The organism is Nicoliella sp. ESL1106, assembly GCF_058509965.1.
The window spans coordinates 104,617-130,991 of sequence record NZ_CP196341.1 but is presented as its reverse complement, the minus strand read 5'-3'; the positions used below and the strand labels follow the sequence as shown (position 1 = coordinate 130,991).

Annotated in this window: 24 protein-coding genes and 1 riboswitch; of the genes, 19 read left to right on the top strand and 5 right to left on the bottom strand. The window is 39.1% G+C overall.

Annotated features, from left to right (window positions below):
• The first annotated feature begins 6 nt into the window (after positions 1 to 6).
• The gene (locus ACSVI6_RS07450; RefSeq protein WP_491721013.1) at positions 7 to 333 is read left to right on the top strand and encodes a hypothetical protein; all 327 of its coding nucleotides are present in this window, start codon (positions 7 to 9) and stop codon (positions 331 to 333) included.
• An 89-nt stretch (positions 334 to 422) separates the two neighbouring features.
• Here ACSVI6_RS07450 and ACSVI6_RS07445 read toward each other — a convergent pair whose 3' ends face one another.
• Positions 423 to 2,753 (bottom strand): MMPL family transporter, encoded by a 2,331-nt coding sequence (locus ACSVI6_RS07445; protein ID WP_491721012.1) that lies wholly within the window; start codon positions 2,751 to 2,753, stop codon positions 423 to 425.
• 123 nt (positions 2,754 to 2,876) lie between these two features.
• On the opposite strand from ACSVI6_RS07445, the gene ACSVI6_RS07440 reads away from it, so the two are divergent.
• The 9 genes from ACSVI6_RS07440 (at position 2,877) to ACSVI6_RS07400 (ending at position 13,283) form a co-directional block, all read left to right on the top strand.
• Complete coding sequence (locus ACSVI6_RS07440; RefSeq protein WP_491717507.1) at positions 2,877 to 3,395, top strand: TetR/AcrR family transcriptional regulator; 519 nt, start codon at positions 2,877 to 2,879, stop codon at positions 3,393 to 3,395.
• Positions 3,396 to 3,485: 90 nt separating this feature from the next.
• A complete protein-coding gene (locus ACSVI6_RS07435; RefSeq protein ID WP_491720319.1) occupies positions 3,486 to 4,658 on the top strand; it encodes an aminotransferase class I/II-fold pyridoxal phosphate-dependent enzyme in 1,173 nt (390 codons plus the stop codon).
• A 258-nt stretch (positions 4,659 to 4,916) separates the two neighbouring features.
• Entirely contained in the window at positions 4,917 to 6,356 is a 1,440-nt protein-coding gene (locus ACSVI6_RS07430; protein ID WP_491720320.1) for an amino acid ABC transporter substrate-binding protein/permease, read from the top strand.
• Positions 6,353 to 7,081, top strand: a complete 729-nt coding sequence (locus ACSVI6_RS07425) for an amino acid ABC transporter ATP-binding protein (protein ID WP_491717504.1) — start codon at positions 6,353 to 6,355, stop codon at positions 7,079 to 7,081. Before ACSVI6_RS07430 ends, ACSVI6_RS07425 begins: the two co-directional genes overlap by 4 nt.
• Before the next feature lie 228 nt (positions 7,082 to 7,309).
• Positions 7,310 to 7,416, top strand: a riboswitch (TPP riboswitch).
• 101 nt (positions 7,417 to 7,517) lie between these two features.
• Entirely contained in the window at positions 7,518 to 8,822 is a 1,305-nt protein-coding gene (locus ACSVI6_RS07420) for a uracil-xanthine permease family protein (RefSeq protein WP_491717503.1), read from the top strand.
• 2 nt (positions 8,823 to 8,824) lie between these two features.
• Positions 8,825 to 9,958 carry a LuxE/PaaK family acyltransferase gene (locus ACSVI6_RS07415; protein WP_491721011.1) on the top strand — a complete coding sequence of 378 codons (1,134 nt, stop codon included), beginning with the start codon at positions 8,825 to 8,827 and terminating at the stop codon, positions 9,956 to 9,958.
• Complete coding sequence (locus ACSVI6_RS07410) at positions 9,951 to 11,423, top strand: acyl-CoA reductase (protein ID WP_491721010.1); 1,473 nt, start codon at positions 9,951 to 9,953, stop codon at positions 11,421 to 11,423. Before ACSVI6_RS07415 ends, ACSVI6_RS07410 begins: the two co-directional genes overlap by 8 nt.
• 14 nt (positions 11,424 to 11,437) lie before the next feature.
• Complete coding sequence (locus ACSVI6_RS07405) at positions 11,438 to 12,199, top strand: SDR family oxidoreductase (RefSeq protein WP_491717500.1); 762 nt, start codon at positions 11,438 to 11,440, stop codon at positions 12,197 to 12,199.
• Positions 12,200 to 12,404: 205 nt separating this feature from the next.
• Entirely contained in the window at positions 12,405 to 13,283 is an 879-nt protein-coding gene (locus ACSVI6_RS07400; RefSeq protein ID WP_491717499.1) for a DMT family transporter, read from the top strand.
• Between the two features lie 41 nt (positions 13,284 to 13,324).
• On the opposite strand, the gene ACSVI6_RS07395 is transcribed toward ACSVI6_RS07400, so the two are convergent.
• From ACSVI6_RS07395 to ACSVI6_RS07385, 3 genes are all read right to left on the bottom strand, one after another.
• Positions 13,325 to 14,176, bottom strand: a complete 852-nt coding sequence (locus ACSVI6_RS07395; RefSeq protein WP_491721009.1) for an aldo/keto reductase — start codon at positions 14,174 to 14,176, stop codon at positions 13,325 to 13,327.
• Between the two features lie 17 nt (positions 14,177 to 14,193).
• Positions 14,194 to 14,613, bottom strand: coding sequence for a flavodoxin family protein (locus ACSVI6_RS07390; RefSeq protein WP_491717497.1), 420 nt, complete (start codon positions 14,611 to 14,613; stop codon positions 14,194 to 14,196).
• A 79-nt stretch (positions 14,614 to 14,692) separates the two neighbouring features.
• Positions 14,693 to 15,079: a MerR family transcriptional regulator gene (locus ACSVI6_RS07385; RefSeq protein ID WP_491717496.1), complete on the bottom strand. Its 387-nt coding sequence runs from the start codon at positions 15,077 to 15,079 to the stop codon at positions 14,693 to 14,695.
• Positions 15,080 to 15,227: 148 nt separating this feature from the next.
• On the opposite strand from ACSVI6_RS07385, the gene ACSVI6_RS07380 reads away from it, so the two are divergent.
• The 3 genes from ACSVI6_RS07380 (at position 15,228) to ACSVI6_RS07370 (ending at position 18,690) form a co-directional block, all read left to right on the top strand.
• The gene (locus ACSVI6_RS07380; RefSeq protein WP_491721008.1) at positions 15,228 to 16,556 is read left to right on the top strand and encodes an MFS transporter; all 1,329 of its coding nucleotides are present in this window, start codon (positions 15,228 to 15,230) and stop codon (positions 16,554 to 16,556) included.
• 53 nt (positions 16,557 to 16,609) lie between these two features.
• The gene (locus ACSVI6_RS07375; protein WP_491721007.1) at positions 16,610 to 17,209 is read left to right on the top strand and encodes an NAD(P)H-binding protein; all 600 of its coding nucleotides are present in this window, start codon (positions 16,610 to 16,612) and stop codon (positions 17,207 to 17,209) included.
• A 110-nt stretch (positions 17,210 to 17,319) separates the two neighbouring features.
• Positions 17,320 to 18,690, top strand: coding sequence for a pectate lyase family protein (locus tag ACSVI6_RS07370; RefSeq protein WP_491721006.1), 1,371 nt, complete (start codon positions 17,320 to 17,322; stop codon positions 18,688 to 18,690).
• Positions 18,691 to 18,768: 78 nt separating this feature from the next.
• Here ACSVI6_RS07370 and ACSVI6_RS07365 read toward each other — a convergent pair whose 3' ends face one another.
• On the bottom strand, positions 18,769 to 19,176 hold the full coding sequence (locus ACSVI6_RS07365) for a MerR family transcriptional regulator (RefSeq protein WP_491717492.1): 408 nt from the start codon (positions 19,174 to 19,176) through the stop codon (positions 18,769 to 18,771).
• A gap of 262 nt (positions 19,177 to 19,438) precedes the next feature.
• On the opposite strand from ACSVI6_RS07365, the gene ACSVI6_RS07360 reads away from it, so the two are divergent.
• The 6 genes from ACSVI6_RS07360 (at position 19,439) to ACSVI6_RS07335 (ending at position 26,308) form a co-directional block, all read left to right on the top strand.
• Positions 19,439 to 21,169, top strand: coding sequence for a glycosyltransferase family 2 protein (locus ACSVI6_RS07360; protein ID WP_491720331.1), 1,731 nt, complete (start codon positions 19,439 to 19,441; stop codon positions 21,167 to 21,169).
• Positions 21,170 to 21,256: 87 nt separating this feature from the next.
• A complete protein-coding gene (locus tag ACSVI6_RS07355) occupies positions 21,257 to 21,544 on the top strand; it encodes a putative quinol monooxygenase (protein ID WP_491717490.1) in 288 nt (95 codons plus the stop codon).
• 99 nt (positions 21,545 to 21,643) lie between these two features.
• Positions 21,644 to 22,942, top strand: coding sequence for a Y-family DNA polymerase (locus ACSVI6_RS07350; protein WP_491717489.1), 1,299 nt, complete (start codon positions 21,644 to 21,646; stop codon positions 22,940 to 22,942).
• A 13-nt stretch (positions 22,943 to 22,955) separates the two neighbouring features.
• Positions 22,956 to 23,333: a hypothetical protein gene (locus tag ACSVI6_RS07345; protein WP_491717488.1), complete on the top strand. Its 378-nt coding sequence runs from the start codon at positions 22,956 to 22,958 to the stop codon at positions 23,331 to 23,333.
• Between the two features lie 555 nt (positions 23,334 to 23,888).
• Complete coding sequence (locus ACSVI6_RS07340; protein WP_491717487.1) at positions 23,889 to 24,113, top strand: transcriptional regulator; 225 nt, start codon at positions 23,889 to 23,891, stop codon at positions 24,111 to 24,113.
• A 65-nt stretch (positions 24,114 to 24,178) separates the two neighbouring features.
• Positions 24,179 to 26,308: an AAA family ATPase gene (locus ACSVI6_RS07335; protein ID WP_491721005.1), complete on the top strand. Its 2,130-nt coding sequence runs from the start codon at positions 24,179 to 24,181 to the stop codon at positions 26,306 to 26,308.
• Positions 26,309 to 26,375 lie beyond the last annotated feature (67 nt).

The following is a 26,375-nucleotide window of genomic DNA, read 5'->3' as shown; positions in this document are numbered from 1 at the left end:
CAATAAATGATAGAAAAACAGGATTTTAAACGGTTAAAGTTAGAGAATGCATACCTAGTTGAACAAAATAAAAAGTTAATGGAACAAGAAAAGTTATTGAACCAATCAATGATGTCGATCGCTAAGGATGTTTTGCGGATTAAACAAATTAAGGCCCGTTGCAATGGTGAGGTTAGACGTGCGCTAGTAATTTTAAAAAATGATGCAATTGATGATAATGATATCGATGCCTTGGCCGATCATGAGTCAGAACTGTTAAACATCAAGGGGAAAAACTTTAATGGTTATGCTGGGGGTGCCCTGGTCACCTATTTGGCAAAGCAGGGCCATTGATCGATTAGGACTAATTAAATAGCAAATTAAAAATCATCCCGAGCGGATTTACGCTGGGGATGATTTTTTAGATTGATTTAATGTTTGAACTACGATTGTTTATTTTGACCGGGAAAGACCCAGTTAGCCTTACCAAATAATTTAATCATGGATGGCACGATGATTAATCTAACCAGGAAGGCATCGAAGAAGATCCCGAACGCCAAAGATAAGCCAAGCGACTTGATCGTGGTATTGCTTGAGAGTGCAAAACTACCAAAGACGGCGATCATGATCAAAGCAGCGGTGATGATTACGGGACCACTGCTCTTTAAGCCGACCATAACTGAATGGGCATTGTCCCCAGTTTTTAGATATTCTTCACGGGTTCTAGAGACCATGAACACCTCGTAATCCATTGCGAGTCCAAATAAGATCCCAATGAAAATGACAGGGAGGAAAGATAGGATCGGCGCCCCCTTACTAATGCCTAGAATCGATTTGAACATCCCTTCTTGAATCGTAAGCGTCGTCAACCCGAACGAAGCTAATAACGAAAGGCCGAAACCAAGCATTGCTACTAACGGAATTAAGAATGATTTGAACATTAACATTAGTAAGATGAAGGCCAAGACGATGACGATGCCTGCAAAAAGCGGGGTCGCAGCGTTTAATTTATCAGTGGTATCAATGTTAACCGCGTTAGTCCCAGTTAGGATTATTTTAGTACCAGCCTCTTTTTGAACGGTCTTTGAATATGCTTTGACCCGATTGGTCAGTGCTTGCGTTTGCACAGCTTCGGCCCCATGCTTTGGAATTAGGATGAACATTGCGTATTTATGGTTCTTGCTAATTTGGGCGGGGATGCGTGCGATTGCCTTCTTTTTAGCCTCAGCTTGAGCCTGTTTTTGGTATTCGGCAGCATATTGTTGAGCTAATTGTTGTTGCTTTGTTTGATCAGTTGCAAGCGTGGGGTCGCTTTGAACGGCAGCTTGCACCTTTGCTTGGACCGCCGCTGTAATTTGTTGTTTGACCTTAGCTTGATAAGCGGGCTGTTTCATCTCGCGGACGGCCTTTTGATTAACAACTGGGACGATCATTTTAGCACCGTCCATTGCTTTGACCTTATTAGTAATTTGCTGAAGCGTTTTTTCCTGTTCGGCCTTAGATTGGTCCTGGTTCAATTCGACCACCCCAATTAATGGGGCGTTGATTCCTTCACCAAATTGATCTGAGATAATGTCATATGCTTGTCTTTGCGTGTTTTGCTTAGGCAGTGAACCGTTATAAGGCATCCCCAGTCGCATGTTGCGAGCGGGGAGGGCCATTGCTACCAAGATGACAATGCTGACCAATGCCGTAACAAGCGGGAATTTAGTAATCATTTTTACAAATATCCCAGGCTGCTCGGATGGTTGTTGACGCTGCGCTGGTGCTGTTTTAATGAACTTGCTGAGCAACGAGATCAAGGCTGGCAAGAACGTAATTGCTGATAAAATAGCGAACGCCACGGCAATTGCTGAGGCCAATCCCATCTGGGTCAAAAAGTCCATTCCAATGATGCTAAGCCCGGCCACGGCAATGATAACGGTCACCCCGGCAAAGATAACGGAGCCACCGGCAGTGGCAATGGCAATCCCCAATGCTTGATCTGGGGCATGCTCCTTTAGTTCATCACGATAACGGTGGACAATAAAGAGGGCGTAATCAATTCCTACTGCTAGACTAAGCATTGTTGCAAGGGTTTGGGCAACGTTGACGATGGTAAAAAACGATGTCCCAATCGTAACAAGCAACACGCCAGAGAGCAAGCCAACAATGGCACTGATAATTGGAAACCCAGCCGTAATAAAGGAGCGAAAGAGGATCAATAAAAGGATAAACGCAATTATAATTCCAATGATTTCTGATGAACCACCAATTTCAAATGGTGTGATCTGCACAGTCCCATCGTATGCGATCTTGGTCTGGGCGTGGTTGCTTACGACTTTGAACTGCTTTTCGACGGCTTTGATCTGAGCTTGGCTAACCAATTTGGCATCTTTATCAAACGTTACCGTTACATAAGTAGTGGATTGGTCCTTACTGACCAATTTGTTAGAATATGGATTTTCGACACTCTTGATGCCCTTTTCAGCTTTTATATTCTTCATTGCAGCTTCAATTTGACGTTTGAGGGACTTTTGATTTACGCCGTGTTTTTGGTCGTTTTTAATTACGACCTTCATAGTACCGGCGTTCACATCTTGGTTGAACTCGTGTTTCAATGTGGATTGTACATTGGTGGATGGCAGTCCCTTGATCGTAAAGTTTTGATTATAATTAGAGCCGAGTTTGCTGACCCCGACGATAAATGCCACTAGCACGAATAGCCATACTAATAGTGACTTGAATTTATTATGGAATGACCATTGGCCCAATTTGTTAAGCTTTTGATTCATTTTAACTACCTCTTTCTCAGATTTAATTGATAAAATAATTATAAGATAGACAAAAGTCATGTAAAATGGACAATATAGTGATAGTGCACAAAAAATAAACACAGGAGTAAAAATGTACAAAACATGGCGGACTTTAGAAAACAACGAACCAATTTAATTATCTTTCAAGCGTTGAATAACATGCTTGAAAACGAATTATTTACTAATATTACGGTTAATCAGATTGCTAAAAATTCATTAATTCATCGCAATACTTTTTATCATCATTTTGAAGATAAATACGATTTATTGCATCAATTTATTTTATTTGCAATTGATAATGCTAGTTCTGGAATTGATCAATCTGGATTTAGTAGCCAACCGTTTCATGTGATTCATGAACTATACATTTACAATGATTCTTACCAGCGATTGTTCAACTTACAAAGTCGCGATGAAGAATTTATGCAGATCTTTTCATCAACGTTCGTTGAAATTTTTGTGCAAGGGCGTAACGACGTTGATAATATTTGGACGATGGGTAAAATTTCGGCGATTATGACTTGGAATCGCTTGAATGGAAACCGTTACAACATGTTTGCTGATTATATTTTATTAGATCAAATTTTTACGACCCACCAATTTCCAAAAATTAGTAATTAAATATTTATACTAATCATTTGAAATCATTAAAATACGATGTTAAAATAATTAGAAAGATTATTAGTATTACTCTAAAACGAGGGGAAAATAATGATGGATTTAAAACAATTTATTAGTAAAAGTGCGAACGGAATTCAGCCAGATTTAATTTCTAGCTTTAATAGCCAAGTTGCTGGAATCAAGGGTTTGATCCCACTTACATTAGGTGAACCAGATTTTAATACTCCAGAACATGTTAAAGAAGCTGCGATTCAAGCGATTGAACAAAATGAAAGTCACTACTCTAATCCGCAGGGGATTTTTGCACTTAGAGAAGCGGCAGCCAATTATGTTCATGATAAATATGGTTTGAATTACGATCCAGAGACTGAGGTACTAGCTACGTCTGGGGTGAGTGAAGCGTTGCTGTGTACCTTTTTAGCAATTATTAACGCTGGCGATGAGGTAATCTTACCAACGCCAGCATTTCCAGTTTATGAATCTGTTATCAAGCTACCAGGTGGAAAGCCAGTCTATGTTGATACCTCTAATGACGGCTTTAAACTAACGCCTGCTAAGTTGGAAAAGACCTTAAAGGAACACGGTGACAAGGTCAAAGCCCTGTTATTGAATTATCCAAGTAACCCAACGGGAGTTACTTACAGTGAAGATGAACTTAGCGCTTTAGCTGAAGTAATTAAAAAGTATGATATTTTAGTGATCAGTGATGAAATTTATAGTGAGTTAACTTACGACCACGCTCATTTTTCATTCGCTAAACTCCTTCCTGAGCAAACGATTACTTACAATGGCTTGTCTAAGTCCCATGCGATGACAGGTTGGCGAGTTGGGGTAGTGTTTGCAAAGCCCGCAATTTTATCAGAAATATTGAAGATGCACATGTTCGCTAGTTTCTGTCTTACTGCTAATGCTCAATATGCAGCCATCGAGGCATTTAATAATGGACGCGACGATGCTGAACCAATGAAAAAGGTTTATGAACAAAGACGTGATCTAGTTGTCAACGGTCTTAAAGAAGTTGGGATCAATAGTCCCACCCCAGAGGGGGCCTTTTATATCTTCGCTTCAATTCCTGATTCATACAAGACTGATAGTATGCAATTCTGTCTTGACTTAGCGAATGAAGCGCACGTAGGGGTCGTTCCTGGAGTTGGCTTTGGACCTGGTGGTGAAAATAGCTTTAGATTAAGCTATGCTGCTAGTACGGAAGAGCTAGAGGAAGCTGTAAAACGGATTCAGAATTTTGTGAAAAATCATGAATAAACATCAATAAATAGATAAGTAACCATTTGGGATATTTTGACTAAATGGTTACTTTTTTATAATATTTACAAAAAAATAGTAAAATTTAAAAACCGCGCTAAATCAATGTTGGAAGCGATTTATTTATGCAAAACCGCTATTTTTATGTGAGATGATGTAACACGAAATATATACAAATCTTAAAAAAACTGCTAAAATATAATTAATGAAAATTAAAAATGTGTAACCTATTGATGGGTACACGAAGGGGATATTGTCATGAAAAAATTAAAGGGGTTCTTCGGTGCAATGGTAATAGCGCTGTTTGCGTTATTGATTGGTACTGGCTTTTCAAGTCAGACTGCCCATGCAGAAAAGACCTATCAAATTGGGACGGATGTTACATTTCCTCCGTTTGAATTTGCTAATGATCAAAACAAGTATGTCGGAATCGACATTGATTTGATGAAGGCAATTGCTAAGGATCAGGGCTTTAAGGTAAATATTAAACCAATTGGTTTTAATGCTGCGGTTCAAGCAACCCAGTCAGGACAAATTGATGGTGTGATCGCTGGGATGAATATTACTCCAGAACGTGCACAGACCTTTGATTTTTCCAATCCTTACTACAAGTCTGGTGTTGTAATGGCTGTTAAGCAGGGGGGGAGCGTTAAAGACCTTAATCAACTCCGTGGTAAAAGAGTTGCCGTTAAGACGGGGACTTCCGGAGCTGCGTATGCTAACAGCATCAAGAATAAATATGGCTTTAAGGTGGTTACCTTTGATGATTCTAGTAACATGTACCAAGATGTGTTAACTGGAAATTCGGCTGCCTGTTTTGAAGATGAACCAGTTATGAAGTACAGTATCAAGCAAGGCACGAAACTTTCAATCGTTACTAAGCCTGCTGATAGTGGTTCATATGGTTTTGCCGTTGATAAGGGTAAGAACAAGGTATTGCTTGCTAAGTTCAACAAGGGACTTGCTAACCTCCAAAAGAACGGTGAATATAAAAAGATTGTTGATCACTACCTAGAAAGCAAGGGAACCAATGCTGGTTCTAGTGACCATACCTTCTTGGGAATCCTTAAGCAAAACAAGGGCTTCCTTTGGAACGGGTTCTTACAAACACTTTGGTTAAGTATCGTTTCGATCTTCTTTGCAACATTATTTGGAGTAATCGTGGGACTATTGGGTGTATTGCCTTACAAGTTCTTCCAAGACCTATCTAGTACCATTATCTATATTTTCCGTGGGTTACCATTACTAGTGTTGGCACTATTCATTTACACCGGGATTCCAACTTTAACTGGAACTAAGATTCCAGCGTTCATTGCCGGGGTCGTCACCTTAATGTTCAATGAAGGAGCCTATATTGCGGCCTTCGTTCGTGGGGGGATTAATTCCGTTGACAGTGGTCAAATGGAAGCAGCTCGGAGTTTAGGACTGCCATTCTCCAAGTCGATGTTTAAGGTTATTCTTCCACAGGGAATTAAGTTAATCATTCCATCATTCATTAACCAATTTATTATCACTTTGAAGGATACTTCAATCCTATCAATTATTGGAATTCTAGAATTAACCCAAACTGGTAAAATTATTATCGCAAGAAACCTTGAAGGATTTAAGGTCTGGACAATTGTTGCTTTGATTTACTTAATCGTGATCACGCTGTTGACCTGGTTATCTAAATGGGGTGAAAGGAGAACTAGATTATGATTAAAGTAGACGTTAAAAACCTAGTCAAGAACTACGGGAGCAACCACGTTTTAAAGAACGTTGACTTTCAAGTTCAAAAAAACGAAGTGGTCGTAATTATCGGACCATCCGGATCTGGGAAAAGTACGTTATTAAGAACCTTGAATAAGTTGGAAGAACCAACCTCTGGTTCCGTAATCATTGATGGGAAGGACATCGCAGACCCAAAGACCGATATGAATAAGGTTCGTGAAAACATCGGGATGGTGTTCCAACATTTCAACCTCTTTAACAATCTTTCAGTTGGTGACAACATCATGTTAGCACCAGTTGAGTTAAAGAAGGAAACTAAGGAAGAAGCTGCTGAACAAGCCAAGAAACTCTTGGAAGTTGTTAACCTTTCCCAAAAATTTGATGCAAAGGTGCAATCACTTTCTGGTGGTCAAAAACAACGGATCGCCATTGCCCGTGCTTTAGCCATGAAGCCAGACATCATGTTATTTGACGAACCCACCAGTGCCCTTGATCCAGAAATGGTTGGTGATGTTTTGCAAGTAATGAAGCGGTTGGCTAAGGATGGAATGACAATGGTGGTCGTAACCCATGAAATGGGCTTTGCCCGTGAAGTTGCGGACCGCGTGGTCTTTGTTGATGACGGTAAGATTTTGGAATCAGGAACGCCTGAAGAAATCTTTGATCATCCTAAAAATGCCAGATTACAATCATTCTTGGAAAAAGTGCTATAAAAAATAAATAATGAAATAACCATCTTGCGAATTTCGTAAGGTGGTTATTTTTTATGCTTTGATAACAATTTGGATGATGGCTAAATCAACTCTTTAGGAGGCGAATTGGTTGGTTCACTAAAAATAAAATAACTTTTTTGTTACTATAATATCCACTATTTTTTGAAACATTTATCTAAAAATGTCACTTTTGCTTGTTGTTTGATTATGCTATACTCAAATTACTTAATTAACTGCAAGGGGAGCCGTTCGGCTGAGACTAGGTTAATCAAAACCTTGACCCTAATGAACCTGATCTGGTTAGTACCAGCGTAGGAATGCAGCGGATATTTATGAAAACTATCCAATTCTTTTTGTGGTGCAAACTATCCAATTTTTTGTTGTGAATTGGGTTCTCAGTTTAATTAAGCCAAAATGCTTAAGGAGAGATGTTTTCATGAATAATGAACAGGAAAAGCAAAGTTTGGATCCCGCAAACTTAAAATGGGGGCAAACGTTTCTTGCAAGTATTCAACATATTTTTGTTTCAAATGTATGGTTAGATCCAATTTTTGTGGCTTCAACAGCTGGGTTATCACTGAGCTTATCGACTAATTTAGTTAATGCAATTTTTATTGCATCTGGGTTAGTAACGATTATTCAAGCCACTAAGTTAGTTCGCCTTCCAATTGTGCAGGGACCATCCGCAGCTTTTGATGCGTTGATGATCAATGCTGGAAAAACGGGGACGTTACCCGCAGCTGGCGGATCGATTTTACTAAGTGCGATCTTAGCCTTCTTTTTAGCGGTTACTGGTTTATTGTCCAAGTTAACTAAATGGCTTCGACCAGCGATCACTGGAACGATTATCTTTTTAGTGGGGGTCTCATTAGCTAGTTTTACACTAGCGGAATTTTTAGGTGGGGACCCGACTGCAGCATCATTTGCATCACCCAAGACCTTATTCGTAGCAATTGTAACCGCAGGAATCGTAGTCTTTTTATCGATTTTTGGAAAGGGTGCTTGGCATCGCTATTCATTTTTAATTGCATTGGTAGCTGGTGATCTGATTGCAGGATTGACTGGCATGATCAATCTATCAGCGGTTGGTTCTAAGCCGCTGTTCGGCTTACCACACATCTTGCCTTATGGGATGTTGAAGTTTAATTGGACCATCTTCTTAACGTTCTTCATTGCCTACTGTGTGGCGATTATTGAGGCATTGGGAGTATATGAAGCATCGGCTGATGTAACTAATACTAAGGTGGACCAAAAGAGAATGGAAAAGGGAATTGCTGGTGAAGCAGCGGGATCAATCTTGTCATCACTAATTGGTGGGTTCCCAACCACAGCATTTGCGCAAAACTTAGGAGTAATGAAGCTGACTGGAATTCATTCTAGAAAACCAATCCTACTAGCTGGTAGTTTGTTAGTGGTATTAGGCTTTATTCCAAAGCTAGGGGCCTTTTTATCTTTGACTCCCGCTCCAGTAATTGGTGGGATGTTCCTACCAGCAGCGGCCACGTTAATTACAACTGGTTTTAATATTTTAAAACGCGCTGAAAATAACGATACGAATAACTTAATTATTGGGTTATCGATTATGCTTGCAATCGGGATTCCAGCTTATGCTTCTGGCTATAATGGAGCATTAAAGCCATTATTAACTAATAACATTTTATTAGGAGCAATTTCTTCAGTTGTTCTTCACATTATCCTAGTGGCAATTCCTAAAGCATTTAAAAAGCAGGAGGCGGAATAGCAATGGTGCTATCAACAGTTGAAATTCAAAGAGAAGTTTTAGCGTTTATTGATCAATACGCAGTTGCGAATGCGAGCGAAAGTGCAGGGGCGTTTAATGAACTAGCGCTTAAAATATTTAACTATCAATTTGAAAATAACTTGCCGTTTAAAAAGTATGCCAAGAGTCAAAGAAAGACCCCGTTGTTAGTGCGGGATTGGACTGAAATTCCATTGATGCCAATTCAGGGTTATAAACGATTGACCTTATCTGCCACCCCGATTACGGATGATGAACCCGTGTTTATGTCGAGTGGAACGACCGATCCAACCCATCGGAGTCGTAATTATCACCCCACTTTTAAAACTTGGGATGCTTCGATGCGCTTTCCGTTCAAGAAATTTGTAATGCCTGATCATGATAAAATGCGGATCATTGGTCTATTTCCAGGTGAAGATATCAACCCTAATTCTTCACTGTCCAGATACGTTAGTAAGGCAGTCGAATTTTTTGGTGATGAGCAAAGTAAAATCTATGTGGATGAATCACAAATGGATTTTGCTGGCATTATTGCGGCCTTGCAAGCATCAATTAAGGCCAATCAACCAGTAATGTTACTGGGGGCCAGTTTTTCATATGTTCACTTATTAGACTACCTGAAGCAAAACGATTTACATTTCCAGTTACCAACCGATAGTCGGCTGTTTGATACTGGTGGTTTCAAGGGACAGTCCAGAAGTGTCGAATTTCAAACGTTGATGCAAGAAATTGAGGATACGTTTGGCATCGATCGTGATCACTATATTAACATGTACGGAATGACTGAAGTTTGTTCACAATGCTATGACCAAAACATTTATGATTTATATCATGATCAATCAATTAACTACGATAAGGCTGCGCCAGCATGGGTGCGGATCCAAATTTTAGATCCAGATCAATTAACGCCGGTTAAAAATGGTCAGGTCGGGCTAATTGCATATTACGATCTTTCGAATTGGAATTCCTGTGTGGGAATCTTAACCGAAGATATGGGTGTGCAAGATGAAGCAGGCTTTAAATTGCTAGGTCGGGTCAAGGGCGCTGAAGCTAAGGGGTGTTCGATCGCCGTCGATCAGCTACTGGCTTCTAATCAAGCTGGTGATCAAATTGACTAAGGACCCCATCCAAATCATCCCAATTGACCTGTTTAGCCTTCCTCGTGAGGTGCAACCAGTTAATTTTAATTACTATTCAATTCCGAATGGTAATACGACATATTCTTTCCGTTATCCTGAGTTGACCGCTGCTGAAATTGCGCATACTGCTCGGATAATTAAGCACCACCAACATAGTTACCTAACCAAATTAACGCTTGCTGAGATCATTAATGTAATCGATCAGGCGGTGCAAAAATGGACCCACCCAGAATACGAGCAGCGCAAATTGGCAATTAAATTGATTCCCAAAATTACGGGCTATAATTCAGAAACGGTGTTATTAGAAATTAAGCGCTTTGTTCGGTTGTTTAGGAAAAAGGAGCTTTTGAGATTCGTTGATACTGAGTTAGATCAACCAGGGATTTTAGATGAATTTCATCCCCAAAGAAGCGGTAGCAACACGAAAGCGTTTGGCCCGGACGGCATTTTTCATGTCTTTTCTGGGAACATCCCAGCGCTGCAGTTGTGGCCATTGGTCATGGGGCTCTTAGTTAAATCAGCTAATTTGGGTAAAACGTCGCTTGCCGAACCACTGTTTCCAATCCTGTTCATGCAATCGATTGCTAGTGTTGATGCGCACATGGCTGAATGCACTGCAATCTTGCCATGGCACGGGGGAAACACTCAATTAGAGCAAGCGGCCATCAATAATACGGATGCGACGATCGTTTATGGTTCTAATCAAGCCGTCAATAGTATTCGACAAATGGTGCCGACTGACAAGAAGTTTTTACACTATGGCTATAAGATTAGCTTTTCAATGGTCGGCAAAGAAGCGCTAACTCCTGAATATTACCGTGAGACTGCGCATCAGGCCGTCGAAGATGTTGCTGTTTATGACCAACAAAGTTGTCTTTCTGCCCAAACTATTTTTGTGGAAAGTGGCGGGGCAATCAGTCCGCGGTTATTCGCTAGTGTAATTGCCAACGAGTTGGCGGACTATCAACAAAAACGGCCGCGCGCCCAACTAACGAATGAAGAGGCGGCTGCGATCAATCGATTGCGCAATGAGTGTCAAATAACGCAAATTCAAAATGGATCCGTAGAGGTAATTAGTAGTGACCATAGTACCGATTGGACGGTCATATACCACGGTAAACCTGGGTTCGCTAATTCACCATTGAATCGGACGGTACACATTTTTCAGATCGATGATTTAGCAGCTGTTACTAAGTATTTAGATGGCTACCATTCATTTCTGCAAAGTTGTGGGGTGGCGGTAGCACCCACGCGCCTTTTTGAAATTGCTGATCAATTAGGCCGAATTGGGGTCGATCGAATTTCAGCACTGGGTGAAATGACTAGAGCTAAGCCTGGTTGGCATCACGATGGCGGCTTTAACCTGTTGAGCATACTGCATTTCGTGGATATCGAAAGAAGTGCAGAGGACCTAGCAGAACGATACGATCCAGATGTTGAGTAGGGGGAACTTAAATAATGTTACTGAAGAATAAGGTGGCTGTCATAACTGGAAGTAGCCGTGGAATTGGTGCGGCAATTGCCAAACAGTTTGCTGAAGAGGGCGCGATTGTCGTCATCAACTACTTGCATAATCAGCAACGGGCCGAACAGGTCGTAGCTGATATTAGAGCAAATGGTGGCAACGGCGTCGCAATTCAAGCGGACGTTCGGGATGCTAAATCGGTTGCTGCGATGTTTGCGTTAATTAAAGATCAATTTGATGAGGTTGATATCGTTGTGAATAACGCTTTGAATCACTACGTTTTTAATCCCAAGACCAGAAAGACCAGTGCGTCAATTGATTGGCAGGATTATCAATCGCAAATTGATGGGAGTCTAAAGGGGTCCTTTAATATTTGCCATTCTGCGATTCCGATGATTAGCCATAGTGGCCGCATTATCAATATGGTCAGCAATTTAATTGAATCACCATTGATTCCATATCACGACTATATTACGGCTAAAAGTGCGCTACTGGGCTTCACTAGATCCCTGGCTGCTGAAGTTGGAAACCTTGGAATTTTGGTCAATGCGATTGCGCCCGGGTTGACCTATCCAACTGATTCCAGTATTGAAACGCAAAATGATGTTCGTGAATCGATCATTAACATGACACCGACTGGCAGATTAACAGTACCAAAGGACATTGCAGGAACCGCTACTTTCTTAGCATCTAACTTGGCTAGTAACATAACTGGTCAATGCTTATACGTTGATGGTGGCTTAGTAATGCATTAAAAAGTTAAATAAAACAAGCCCGAGTAATTTTCTACTTGGGCTTGTTTTTTTATGGTCTAACTATTTCAATGTGTCCATATCGATCACAAAACGATATTTAAATTTGCTTTTTAAGATGCAATACTGATTCCACCATTCATGATTTTAACGATTTGGGATATTTTGATATAATAGATTAGGTTAAAACTAAAAATGGAGGGATCAAATGAACAGAAAAAATCTGTTTTTATTAATAATTTCAATTGTGGCCATTTCAGTTGCTGCCATCCTAGTGAAGCTGACCAGTGCACCAGCAACGGTCATTAGTATGTATCGGATGTACTTAGCGTGTCTGTTGTTATTGCCATTCGTGTGGCTTCATCGCAGTGACTTAAAAAAATTATCATTCTTACAATGGCTGTACCTAGCGATTGCGGGGAGTTTTTTGGGGATGCACTTTGGACTGTGGTTTCAGTCGTTAAAGTATACCTCAGTGACAAGTTCAACGATTATTTTATCATTACAACCAATTGTGGCCCTGGTGGGCGGCTTCATTGTTTATAAGGAACGGACGAACTTAAAGACCGTTGGAACGATCGTATTATCAATTATTGGGGTGGTGATCGTTAGTTCCACTGATTTGGGAACCAATAATTCAACCGCTTTAATTGGTGATTTAATGGCGTTCGTTAGTGTGATTGCATTAGTAACTTACTTGTTGATTGGCCAGGCAAAGGTGAAGGGGATTTCGTTTTGGGTTTATAGTTTTATCGTCTTTTTATTTGCCGGAATTGCCTTGAACGGCTTTAATTTGATTGCCAAGGTGCCACTAGTTGGGTATAGTCGATTTGACTGGTTAATGTTTTTATCACTAGCAATCTTCCCAACGGTTGCCCACGTCATCTACAATTACCTTTTGAACTACGTTAATACCACTACGATCTCAATTAGCACCCTTGGTGAGCCAGTTGGGGCGACCATCCTAGCGGTGATCCTTTTAGGCGAGCGGATAACGCTCATTCAAGTGCTTGGTGGCATCATCGTTATCATCGGGGTCTTTTTATTTCTTAAGCAACAAAATAGTCAATCTGAATTAGCAGAATAATAAAAGCAGTTGCCAACTTAACATCGGCAACTGCTTTTTAATTAGCGCTTAAAACTAGCGATTCTTCTAATTTGTTCTGGATCGGCGTGGTCAAAGAATTGACTCACGTTGGTATCTAATTGCTTAATTTGATCCATTTCATCATTACTCAATTCAAAGTCTAAGACGTTGATGTTTTCAGCCATCCGACTGGGTTTAACTGACTTAGCCAATGGGATGATGTTTCTTTGGAATAGCCATCTTAAGACGACCTGCCCGACTGATTTATCGTGGGCAGCCCCGATTGATTGCAAAACGGGGTTTTCAAAGAGGTGGTTGCGGCCTTCAGCAAATGGGGCCCACGCTTCAACTTGAATACCCTCGGATTGTAAGAATGTCACTTGATCATTATTTTGGAAGAACGGGTTAACTTCAACTTGGTTGACGGCCGGCTTCACATCATTGAATTCGATTAAATTGGTAATCTGGGCGTTATCAAAGTTCGAAACCCCGATATATCTGACCTTACCAGCCTTTTGAGCATCTTCCATTGCCCGCCAAGCAGCAAAGACATCGTTGTATGGTTGGTGGATCAATAGTAAGTCGAGGTAGTCGAGGTTTAACTTCTGCAGGGATTTATCAATCGCACCGGCCGCGCGGTCAACGGTAACGTCTGATACCCATAGTTTGGTGGTAATGAATAACTCATCGCGGGTAACCAATCCAGCATCGATAACTTCCTGGATGGCTTCTCCGACCCCAACTTCATTTTGGTAGGAAGCGGCAGTATCAATTAAGCGGTAGCCAGCCTTTACGGCATCAATCACTGCGGCCTTAGCATCTGATTGGTCTGGGACTTGGAAGACCCCGAACCCTAATTTTGGTATTTCGTTTTGAATTTGCTTTTCTGACATTTTAAAAATTCCTCCTGTTAGTTGTGAGCAACTTGGACTAATTGCATATTAAAGCGTCGAGCAACGTGTTCCCAGACATGTTTGATGTGGGGGATGGCATCTGAAGGCTCCATCCCGTCAATGACGAGTGAGAGTTTTTTACCTGCAAACGGGTTGTTAGGCCCCATTACCTGGGTCATTCGGTCGATTAAAATTTTCATGTACGCCGACATTGACGACCAATAGACGGGGGTACCAACGATGATGGCATCCGCTTTCGCCACTTTTTGGCAAATTTCCTGAAATTGATCGCCAGGTCTTTGTTCCTGACCAAGCGGATAGATCAAGTAATCCACTAGGTTGACGGTTTCATAATTACTAATGTGCAGTTGTTGTTTGACCAGCGTTTCCGTTAAACCATGGGGATCCTTACTGGCGTTAATAAATAGTTGATGCATTGCGAAAACTCCTTTCATTTAGGATAGTTGCTATTTTAAACCTTTAAGTCGACTTGAATGCAAATGATTATACTTAGAATTACTCTAAATGTTTTAAATTATTTTTTTCATACTGCAGCAGGTGGGTACCGTAGCGTTCAATTTTATTGTGTAGGTAGTCACGGGTTTGGGTCAATTCGTTAATTTGTTGGTTGATTTTGTCCTCTTGGGCTTTTAGGATGGCCTTGCGTTTTTCGATCGAGCTATCACCCTTAAGGATCAAGCTGGTGTATTGCTTTAGCGTCGGGATCGAAATGTCCGCCCTTCTTAATGCAATAATAAAGTGAATCCATTCTTCATTGAATTGTGTGAAATTACGGTAACCATTTTGATCTCGTGGTACGGGTGGCATTACCTGTTCTTTTTCCCAGAACCGAATCGTCGCCTTATCAACATGGTACTTTTTACTAACCTCGTTTATGTTCATTTATAACACCTCAATTAAGTTTTAATCTTATTTTATTCCTTAAAGTGAACTTGAATGCAAGGATTTGAAATTAAAAATTAGTGCTTGCATTCAAGCAGACTTTAAGGTTTAAAATGTCCACATACTTAATTGATGGAGGACAATGATAATGAAAACGAAAAGCAAATTTGGCATCACTTTGCCAATTATATTGATTAGCTACTTTTTAATTTTACTTGATAATTCAGTGGTGTTTACAAGTACGGTCAAAATCGCTACTGATTTAAATATGACTAAGGCCGATGTGAGCTGGATCACTAACATCTACGCATTGATGTTTGGGAGTTTGCTACTGTTGGGCGGTCGGTTAGGTGATTTGTACGGTCGGAAGTTACTCCTTATTATCGGGATTGCAATTTTTACCCTCGGGTCGTTACTAGTCGGCAGCGCCACTTCTGGACCAATGATTATTTTAATGCGTGCCTTTCAAGGAATCGGTTCTGCAATTTTAGCACCGACAACGCTTGCGTTGCTGTTGGATAGCTATCAGGGGGAGACACGCCAAAAAGCAATCTCTTATTACGGAGTGACTGCTGGAATTGGTGCTAGTATTGGAATTATTGTTGGTGGGGTAATTACGACGTATATTTCATGGCGCTGGGGCTTTTACATCAACGTGCCAATTGGAATCGCGCTCATTATTTTATCCGTTATTTTTCTACCAAGCAGCACCACTAGGAAAGCGCACTTAGATTACTTAGGCTCATTCCTATCCGTAATTGGGCTATTCTTGTTAGTTTATAGCATTAACGGGGCTAGTTATCGCCTCTTGGCATTTGTTTTTGCAATCGTAGTATTAGCAATGTTTGGCATCGTAGAAAAGCGTAGGGCCAATCCATTACTACCATTTAAACTCTTCCAAGATCCTGAAAGAAGATGGGCCTATACCGCCCGCTTTTTATTTGCAGGGATCGCCATTGCTTATTTCTTCTTGGTGCCGCAAACGCTTCAACAAGTGTACGGCTACACGCCATTAATGTCGGCACTGGCGTTTATGCCCGAAACGATTCCGCAATTTATCGCTGGGTTGTTTCAATCCAAGTTGTCAGAAAACGTTGCTAATAGCACCTTGTTATTGATTGGAGTCACGATTACCGTTTGCGGTGTCATTTTACAACTGTTAATTGGCTTACAACACGGCTACTGGTTAGGAATTGCCGTTCCAATGGTTATTTTTGGAATCGGTCAAGGACTAGCATTTGGTCCGTTAACATCTGCGGGGGTGGCCCATGCTGATTATGAAATTGCTGGTGCAGCTTCGAGTGCGGTCAATGTCTTTCACCAACTAGGTTCATCTGTGATCTTATCATTGGTGGTAGCGTTATCAACGAGTTTATCGACTCCGATTGCACAATATCACCATGAGTTTGTAATGATTAGTTTGATTGGAATTTTAACTTTAATTGCAGCTATTTTCGTTAAAAAAGTATCGCGTTAAAGTTGACTTAAAGTTCACTTTAACGCCTATAATGTGGTTAATGAGGTGATAAAGTGAAAAAGATACTAATTGTTGGTGCAACGGGTTCACTAGGTCGGACACTAACGAATCAATTAATTAATAATGATGATTATCAACTGACGCTGTTTGCGCGTTCTGCTTCAAGCTTAAAGCTAGCTGCTAGTAATGTTAGGCTAGTCGATGGCGATGTCTTGAACGCCACTGATTTAGAATCGGCATTCAAGGATCAAGATGCCGCGTTCGTGGCGCTAAGTGGTCCGATGGCAAAGCTAGCGACTGCAGTAGTGACAGCAGCTAAAAAGGCGCGGCTTGCCAAATTGGTCTTTATTAGTTCGATGGGAATCTATAACGAAATTCCGGCATCCGTTGGGGCAAATGGGAATTTAAAGCACAATCCGTTTTTGCAACAATATCGCGATGCTGCTGATATCGTTGCTGCCAGTGGCTTGAATTACACCGTCATTCGGCCGGGCTGGTTCGATAATGGTCCCGATAACTATGAAGTAACGGCTCAAGACCAACCATTTGGTGGTCACGACGTTTCTAGAAATGCAATTGCTGATTTAGTAAAGCGATTGCTTGATGATTATGAATTATACGCAAGGACTAGTATCGGCATCAATAGGCCTTAATCTAAAGGGGTTCCAGCGAATTTATTTTGCTGGAACCCCTTTATTTTGTTATTGATTGGGCGTATATTTGTAGCGGTAATAAAACAATAAAGTTAGGGAGCGATAAATTTATGCAAAAATTTTCCCAAAAAATGACGGTGCTATTTTCAGCACTCGTCTTAGGTGGTTTCAGTGTTCAACCAATTTTAACGAACGCCAAAACGGTGCATCATCATTCAGTCAAAGTAAAGCACAGTAAGAAACAGGAGCACCATGCTAATAAGAGTAAGGAAAATAAGCATAAATCTAGTCAGAATAAACAAACCAATAAAAAAAGCCAAAAGCAAGCACAAGGACAAAATAATCAAAATGTAAATACCGTTTCGGGTGCAGTGGGCTACGGATCTAAGGCTACTGGGGGTTCAAATGCAACGAGTGCCAATACATTTCACGTAAGTAATATGCAGGAACTAAGAGCAGCCTTGTCATCTAAGGTTAGTGGTCCTAGAAAAGTCTATATTGATAGCAATATTGATGGTAATAGTGGCAATACAGAAGCTAGTTATGCTCAAGGAACGGGATATGATCTGAACGCATACTTAACTGCGTATAATCCAACCACTTATGGAAAGACCAAACCATCGGGGACCCAAGAACAAGCCCGTCAAAAGGCCGAAGATAATCAGGGCAAAAACGTTAAGGTGGATGTTCCTAGCGACACTACGATTATTGGTGCGAATGGGGTCACACTTTCAAACATCAATTTCATGGTCGAAAGTAACAATGTAATCCTCCAAAATCTACACATGATTGCGCCAGTTGACTTCTTCCCTCAATGGGATCCAACTGATGGAAGCACTGGAAATTGGAATTCTCAATACGACGCCGTTTCTTTGAAGGGTGCCACCAATGTTTGGTTGACCCATGATCATTTTGAAGATGGCAGTACTTCCGATGCGAATGCCGCTACTTACTATGGGCGGCAATACCAACAACATGACGGCTTGGTTGACATTACCGATGGTTCAGATTATGTGACTGCGAACTACAATATCTTCGCTGATCACGATAAGACGATGTTGATCGGTAGTTCAGACAGCGATACCAGCGATAGTGGCAAACTCCATGTAACGATTGCTGATAATTACTTCTTGAACGATATCCAAAGAATGCCACGGGTAAGATATGGAGTAGTGGACGTTGTTAATAATTACTATCAAAATGATGGTTCCAGTGCTTATAAGTTTAGTTATGCCATTGGTTCTGGATATAAGTCCACAATTCTAGCCCGCAATAATGTGGTTGATGCTAGTGGAATTGAAAGTCATCACTTTGTTGAAAATGACGGTGGTAATAATTTAACTAGTATTGGAAACGTCTTTAATGGCCAAACGCTTGCTACGACGCAGGGGAATGATAGTGCTGTTAATGATAATGTGACTGCAATTAGTACAGATCAAGTTAAAAATAACGTTTTGAACAATAGTGGAACTAGTAAATAATAAGGATTAATATTAAATCAAAATAACGGAGCTTAGGAATTCCTAAGCCCCGTTATTTTTGATTTTATAGTCCTAAACTTATTTGTCTTTAGAATTGCTGTTTCTCTCTAATTCCCGAAGCTCTTTTTCGGCCTCAAGCATATGATCATCAAAATGACTGATTTTATATGTTAGGTGATCAATGGCTGCTTGAATGTCATCCCGTTTTTCTTCCATAATCTCTTTTTGTTGCTTTAATAGATTAAGCTGTTCTTGCTCACTATCTTGGACTTGGTCGAATAGGTAAATATAATGCTTTAAAGTATCAATTTCCATTCCAGCGGCCCGCATTGTTTTTGCAAAGTTGATGCGTCGAATTAAGTGTTCATCAAAGTTACGAACTCCTGAATGATTTCGCTCAACTGATGGAATGATATGCTCCTTTTCATAATAACGAATGGTCGATGCTGGCACCTTAGTAATTTCACTTACTTGTTTAATATTCATAATCTGCTTCCTTTCTTTATTGTCAATAATACTCTTTAAACCTAACTTTAAGTCAACTTAAAAACAATGAATACTTTAAAGTGCGTGATTGAACCAATAATAAAAATAAATAATAAAGGCTAATTATTTAACAGTGTTAGCATAAATGATTAAAATTATAATAGTAATTTTTAGTTTGATGGTTCAGCATGATTATATACTACATAAAATAATAATCACCGAATTCAAATATTTATATTAATGATTGGAGGAGGTGCTTTCTTTGAATGAGGCACATTTACCCGTTAAATTAAACTTTAAACGGATTAGTTATGAAGATTTAAGCGGTAAGTTATATTGGACCATTATGACTTCATGGTTATTAATAATGACGGTTTTTGAATACTACACCATTTTAGACGGAATCATTCCTAATTTTAAGAGCCATAAACCCATAATGGCAATGTTATTAATTCTGAATCAAATATTTGTGGCGATTTTCTTTTATTATGGTTTGTCTAATTTATTTTTACCTCTATTTTACATGCGGGTGAAAAGGTTTGCGGTCGATCGCGAAAAGTATATTCAGTCAAAACCATTTCCGAGTGGTTTTAACCCACGGGTCCAGTTATTATACACGACTTATAATGATTTTATTCCATATGCTTTGAATCAATGCCTACAACAGACCTATGAAAATGTTCAGGCGGTCATTTTGGATAATTCGACTGAGCAAAAATACATTGATGAAATCGCTCAATTCGTTAAGGTTCATCCGTATGTTAAATGGGTCCGTGATGTTCCTAATTACCATGCTAAAGCTGGTAACTTGGATAACTATCTTTGCAATGAGGGGAAGGGGACTTATGATTATTTCGTGATTTTAGACAGTGATGAATTACTGGAACCCACCTTTGTAGAAAAGGCGCTTAAGTATTTTTTGTACAATCCCAATTTGGGGGTTCTGCAGGCTAATCACATTAGTGGACGGAATGAAAATAGCTTTATGCGAATGTTTTCTAACTCTGGAAATACTTTTTGGCCCGTTCAGAATACGGTTCGAAGCCTATATTCAGGAGTGAGAACCACTAATATTCAAAGTAAACAGCGGCAACCAAAAATAGTTAAAAATGGTGATACCGTTTGTATCGAACTGGGGCATGGTGTGATGTTTAGTCGAGAATGCTTTGATGATATTGGTAAAATGCCATTCATGGTGGCAGAGGATCTATGTACGTCTTTTGAGGTGTTGCTTAAGGGATGGGACATTGAATTTGCGATTGCGCTTTATGGGAATGAAGAGTTCCCAGTAAATTCGGCCGCATTAATGGTTAGATCCAGTAAGTTTTGTTCTGCTAATTTCCAATTCATGCGGGTCTATGGGATGCGACTATGGAAGACTAAACTTTTTACAAGGCGTCAGAAATTAGATTTATTAACCTTTACTTTGTCAACGCCGATTTTCGCTTTTGAATACATTAGTTTGATTTTATGTAGTATTATCCTACCACTAGGCCATGCGCAAATGGGTTACCAATCGTTTATGGTAGTTCCAACACTAGTTTGTTATTTTAGTCAGATGTTACCCGATGCGATTTTTGAATTACAAATGGGAATGAAGTTATCCAAGGTTGTTAATTATGAATTTCAAACGGCACTACTATATGGATCAATGTATTATCTTACCGTGCGGTGCACCTATTTAGCATTGATTGGGAAACCCGCAAAGTTTAACGTAACCCCTAAGGAAAATGAACGATTTACACTTTGGGATGCATTAAAATTAAACGGTTCGGGAATGATATTTTCGATTATCACCATCTTAGCTAGCATTCTGTGTTCAAGTAGTTCGTGGGTGTTACTATCCTTTTTGCCAGGTTGTTTGGGTTTTATTATGACAATGAAGTCTAATTACCAAAATAATGATGATAAAAAGAAAATGGCACTTTTAACACGTGCTAACCATGATGCATTGACTGATGGAAGCAAGAAAGCGGTCCCTTGGACAACGTAGTTAAAGGGTTTCAATTGAGCGCTTAATGGTAATTTTGATTAATGAATATTGAATTATGATAAAATGGATTTGAGGAGATGAAGATTAATGATTGTTGTAAACGTTAGAATTACGATTGATCCCGCTAAGCGTGCTGAATACCTAGCCTTTATTAATGATTTGGTTACCAAGTCATTAAATGATGCAGGTAATTTAGCCTATGGGCATTATCAAGATCAAAATGATGAGAATCAGTATTTAATTTTGGAACACTGGCAAGATCAAGCGAGCTTGGATTCTCATTTGAAGACGCCCCATTTAATTAACTTTAAGGATCATATTGCAGAATATGTTACCAAACAACCAGAATTATTATTTTTAAATTCACAACAATAAAAATTTCAACGGTCGCCAGCTTTTTATGGCGGCCGTTTTAATTTTGATTGCGTTTAAGAACATTTGTTCGTATAATATGGATGAAAGGAGGGGAAAGCGATGGACTACAGCAAAGAACCGCATGGTGTTTTTATGGTAATTGATAATAAATCATTCTATGCGAGCGTTGAGAGTGTTAAATTGGGCTTAAATCCAATGAAATCAATATTAGTGGTGTTATCAGAAAATGATAATACCAATGGTGGATTAATTTTAGCAACGTCTCCAATGGCTAAAAAACTATATCACCTTAAAAATGTGGATCGTAAACGTGATTTACCCCATGATAGTCGAATGATTATCGTTCCCCCACGGATGAATTTATATATCGAAAAAAATCTGGCGGTGAATAATATCTTTCAGCGATTTGCAGCAGAACCAGACGTTTACCCCTATTCGATCGATGAGTCTATTATTGATATGACTAAGTCATGGCACTTATTTGGCAAGACCCATCAAGAAGTTGCTAGACGAATTCAGTTAGCGGTTAAGGCTGAATTGGGACTCTATACCACCGTTGGGATTGGTGAAAATCCAATGCAGGCTAAGTTGGCATTGGACATTTTGGCAAAGCATGATTATGAAATGATTGGTGAGTTGAGTTATGAAACATTTGGTCAAATGATTTGGCCGATTAAACAATTAAGTTCTGTGTGGAGCATTGGCAAAAGAACTGCTAAGCATTTAAATGATATTGGAATTGAGTCGATGTATGAACTAGCACACACGGATCCATATTACTTACAACAAGAATTTGGTGTGCTCGGAGGACAGCTATTTGCATTGGCTAACGGAATTGATCGAGCCCAATTAGATCAAATAGTAAAAACAAAGGCTAGTAGTGTTGGAAATTCACAAGTTTTAGCTCACGATTATCATCGCTCCGAAGACATCAAGGTTGTAATTAAGGAAATTGGGGAGCAAGTTGCATCCAGATTACGTCATCAAAAGAAACAGGCAACCAGGGTTTATCTACACGTAGGATTTAGTTATGCCGCCCAAGCAGATGGATTAGGGACTGGGTTTGCGCATTCTCAAAAAATTGATGTGACTGACAATACTAATGAATTAATTGGTTATTTATTACGAATGTTTGATAAGTATTGGAATGGTGAAAGTGTTCGGAATATTGCAATTAATTATGGTGGGTTAGTTGATGGATTTAGTGAACAAATGAACCTATTCGATTCACTAGATTCGCAGGTTAAGCACCATGACTTAGAAAGGGTAGTTGATGATATTCGGGATAAATTTGGAGTGAATTCAATTATGCATCCCTATGATTTAAAACGGGGAGCTACTCGAAAATCAAGAAGTAAACTAGTAGGTGGTCATAATGGTGGTAATGCTTTTAAGTAGGAAGGAGTATTAAATGATTAAGCATCCAGTAAGTGATGAAGTAGCGCAAAAGTTTATTGATAATGATTTTCATGATCGAGGGATGATGAAATGGCAGGGGTTTATGTTGAGTGACCATACTGCCTATATTGAAAATGAAAAGCATTCAAATGCATTGGTAACTCGTCGTCAACAATCAATTAATGTTATTCGAGACTTGATTATAAAATCGATTGATGAACACTTATTAGTAATCATTCAAGTTAACTCCATAGAGAATAGTTCCCCCTTTGAATTTCGGGGTCAAATCAAGGGAGTTCAGTCTGAACAATTGTTTATCCATACTAATAACGGAATTGAATCTTTTGCATTAGAACTAATTCGCAATATTAGGACTAGTTTAAATATGTGATACTTTTTTGAATTTGGTTTACAATTAGATAAGCGGATTAATTCAAAGAGAGGTGAATTTCGATGAGAAGGTATATACTATTGTCAATAGCACTGATTTCACCCTTTGTATCTTTATTTTTATTTTTTACTGCAAGGGTGGATTACAAGAACTATTATTATCTAAAGCATCTATACCCAGGTGATTTAGTGTCCCAAAATATTGGGACTCCATCGGAGAATGTTTTGAAAATGTGGGTGTCATTATTTTTTGCAGTTGTATTAATAATCATCTTTATCGTGTCACTTGTTAAATATTTAAAAATGAATTACGTTAAATAGCCTAATATGACAGTCTTTAATTTGAAGACTGTTTTTTTATTAAAAAAAATCATTTTTATGAGCTTTATATTTGTGTTATACGAAATAAGTGATATATTAGTATATGTAAATTAATTATAAACAAAAGCTAATAAAAAATATAATCAATTTACGAGAAAAAATTTAATAATTGCTGATTTACACTTGTGTTATGTGTGAAATATGTTATTGTATAGTCGAATCGAGGCGGATAATTATGAAAATAAATATCAAAGCATATCTAGACGATAATAAACTATCAATTTACCGGGTTGCAAAAGAGTCCGGCTATGGATACACAACACTGCATAAATCATTTAATAAGCATCAATCAAGTGCAACTTCTATAAATATTAGAGACTTGAATGCAATCGCTAGCGTTCAGCACCTAAAGATGTGGCAAGTTCTCAAAATTCTTGAGGAAAGTTATCTGAAAATGTAATCAGCAATTAAAACATTGTAAATTTAAATTAAAAATTAATTTTATATGAAATGAGGAATGTTTTTATGGCTAGATTTTCAAATGATCCATTCTCAAATGATGGATTTGACGATATTTTCAATCAATTTTTTAACAATCATAATGATGGTGATGTACAACGCCGTTACTCAGTTAATGGACAGGAATTAACTCCTGAACAATTCGCGGAATTACAAAAAAGCGGTCAACTAGGTCAACAACCACAACAAGGTGGTAAAGATTCTAAGGGAAGTATCCTTGATAAATTAGGAACTAACTTAACTCAAGAAGCTCGTGACAAGAAATTAGATCCTGTTATTGGTCGTGAAAAAGAAATTCAAGAAACTGCTGAAGTACTTTCACGTAGAATTAAAAATAACCCTGTACTAGTTGGTGATGCAGGAGTTGGTAAAACTGCGGTGGTTGAAGGATTAGCTCAATCAATTGTTAAGGGTGATGTCCCTGCTGCAATTAAAAATAAGGAAATTATTAGTATTGATATTTCTGGCCTTGAGGCGGGAACTCAATACCGTGGTAGTTTTGAACAAAACATTCAAAACCTAATCAAAGAAGTTAAGGCAAGGGGTAATGTCATCCTATTCTTTGATGAAATCCATCAAATTTTAGGAGCCGGAAATGCTGGAGATGAAAGTGGGTCGAAGGGCTTAGCTGATATTATTAAACCAGCTTTATCTCGTGGTGAAATCTTTATTATTGGGGCAACGACTCAAGATGAATATAGAAACACAATCATGAAGGATGCAGCTTTAGCACGTCGGTTTAATGAAGTACAAGTTAAGGCACCTTCAGATGAAATCACTTTCAGAATTTTGGAAGGAATTCGTCCACTATACGAAAAGCACCACAATGTTGAACTACCAGATAAGGTTTTAAAGGCTGCGATTGACTTTTCTAATCAATACATCCCACAAAGACACTTACCAGATAAGGCGATTGATTTAATTGATATGACTGCTGCTCATTTAGCTGCTCAACACCCAGTGGTTGATCAAAAGCAAATTGAAGCAGATATCAAGAAGGAAACCACCGCTAAACAAGCTGCTGCTGATAAGGAAGACTATGAAGATGCATTGAAACATCAAAATAAGATTGAATCTTTGAAGGAACAACTAGATAATAGTAGTGATGAAAAGAAGGTTACCGCTAGTGTCGATGATGTTGCTAAATCTGTTGAAAGATTAACGGGGATTCCAGTTGCTAAGATGGGTTCAAGCGACATTGAAAGATTAAAGACAATGGATTCTAGACTTCGTGGTAAGGTCATTGGCCAAGATGAAGCCGTTGAAGATGTTGCTCGTGCGATTCGGCGGAATCGGGCTGGATTTGACGAAGGCAATCGGCCAATTGGTAGTTTCTTATTCGTTGGGCCTACTGGTGTTGGTAAGACTGAATTAGCAAAGCAATTAGCTTTAGACATGTTCGGAAATAAGGGTGCAATCATTAGATTGGACATGTCTGAATACTCTGACACTACCGCTGTTTCAAAATTGATCGGTGCTAGTGCTGGGTACGTTGGTTACAATGACAATAATAATACTTTGACCGAAAAGGTACGGAGAAATCCTTATTCCATCGTATTATTAGATGAAATTGAAAAGGCTAATCCACAGGTCTTGACGCTCTTACTTCAAGTACTAGACGATGGGCGTTTGACTGATGCGCAGGGAAACACCGTTAACTTTAAGAATACCGTTATCATTGCTACTTCTAATGCTGGATTCGGAAATGAACAACTTACTGGTGATAAGCAAAAGGATGATGACATCTTAAAGAAGTTAGCACCTTACTTCAGACCAGAGTTCTTGAATAGATTTAATGCTATCGTTGAGTTCTCACACTTAACTAAGGAAGACTTGAAGAAGATCGTTAACTTAATGCTAGATGATGTTAATAAGACCTTGGCTAAGAAGGGAATGGATGTCCATGTTACCGACGATGCTAAGAATCTATTAATTGAACATGGTTATGATGAAGCAATGGGTGCGCGTCCACTTCGGCGGGTCGTTGAACAACAAATTAGGGATAACATTACTGATTTTTATCTTGATCACATTGATGTTAAACACTTACTTGCATCCGTTAAAGATGGTAAGTTAGTTATCAGTGAAAGAACTGATGCTCAACCTAAGAAATCAGCTGATAAGAATAATAAGTAATTAAAATTTAATCATTTTAAAAGGTACTGACTGTTAGTCAGTACCTTTTTTTATATACTACTGCGCA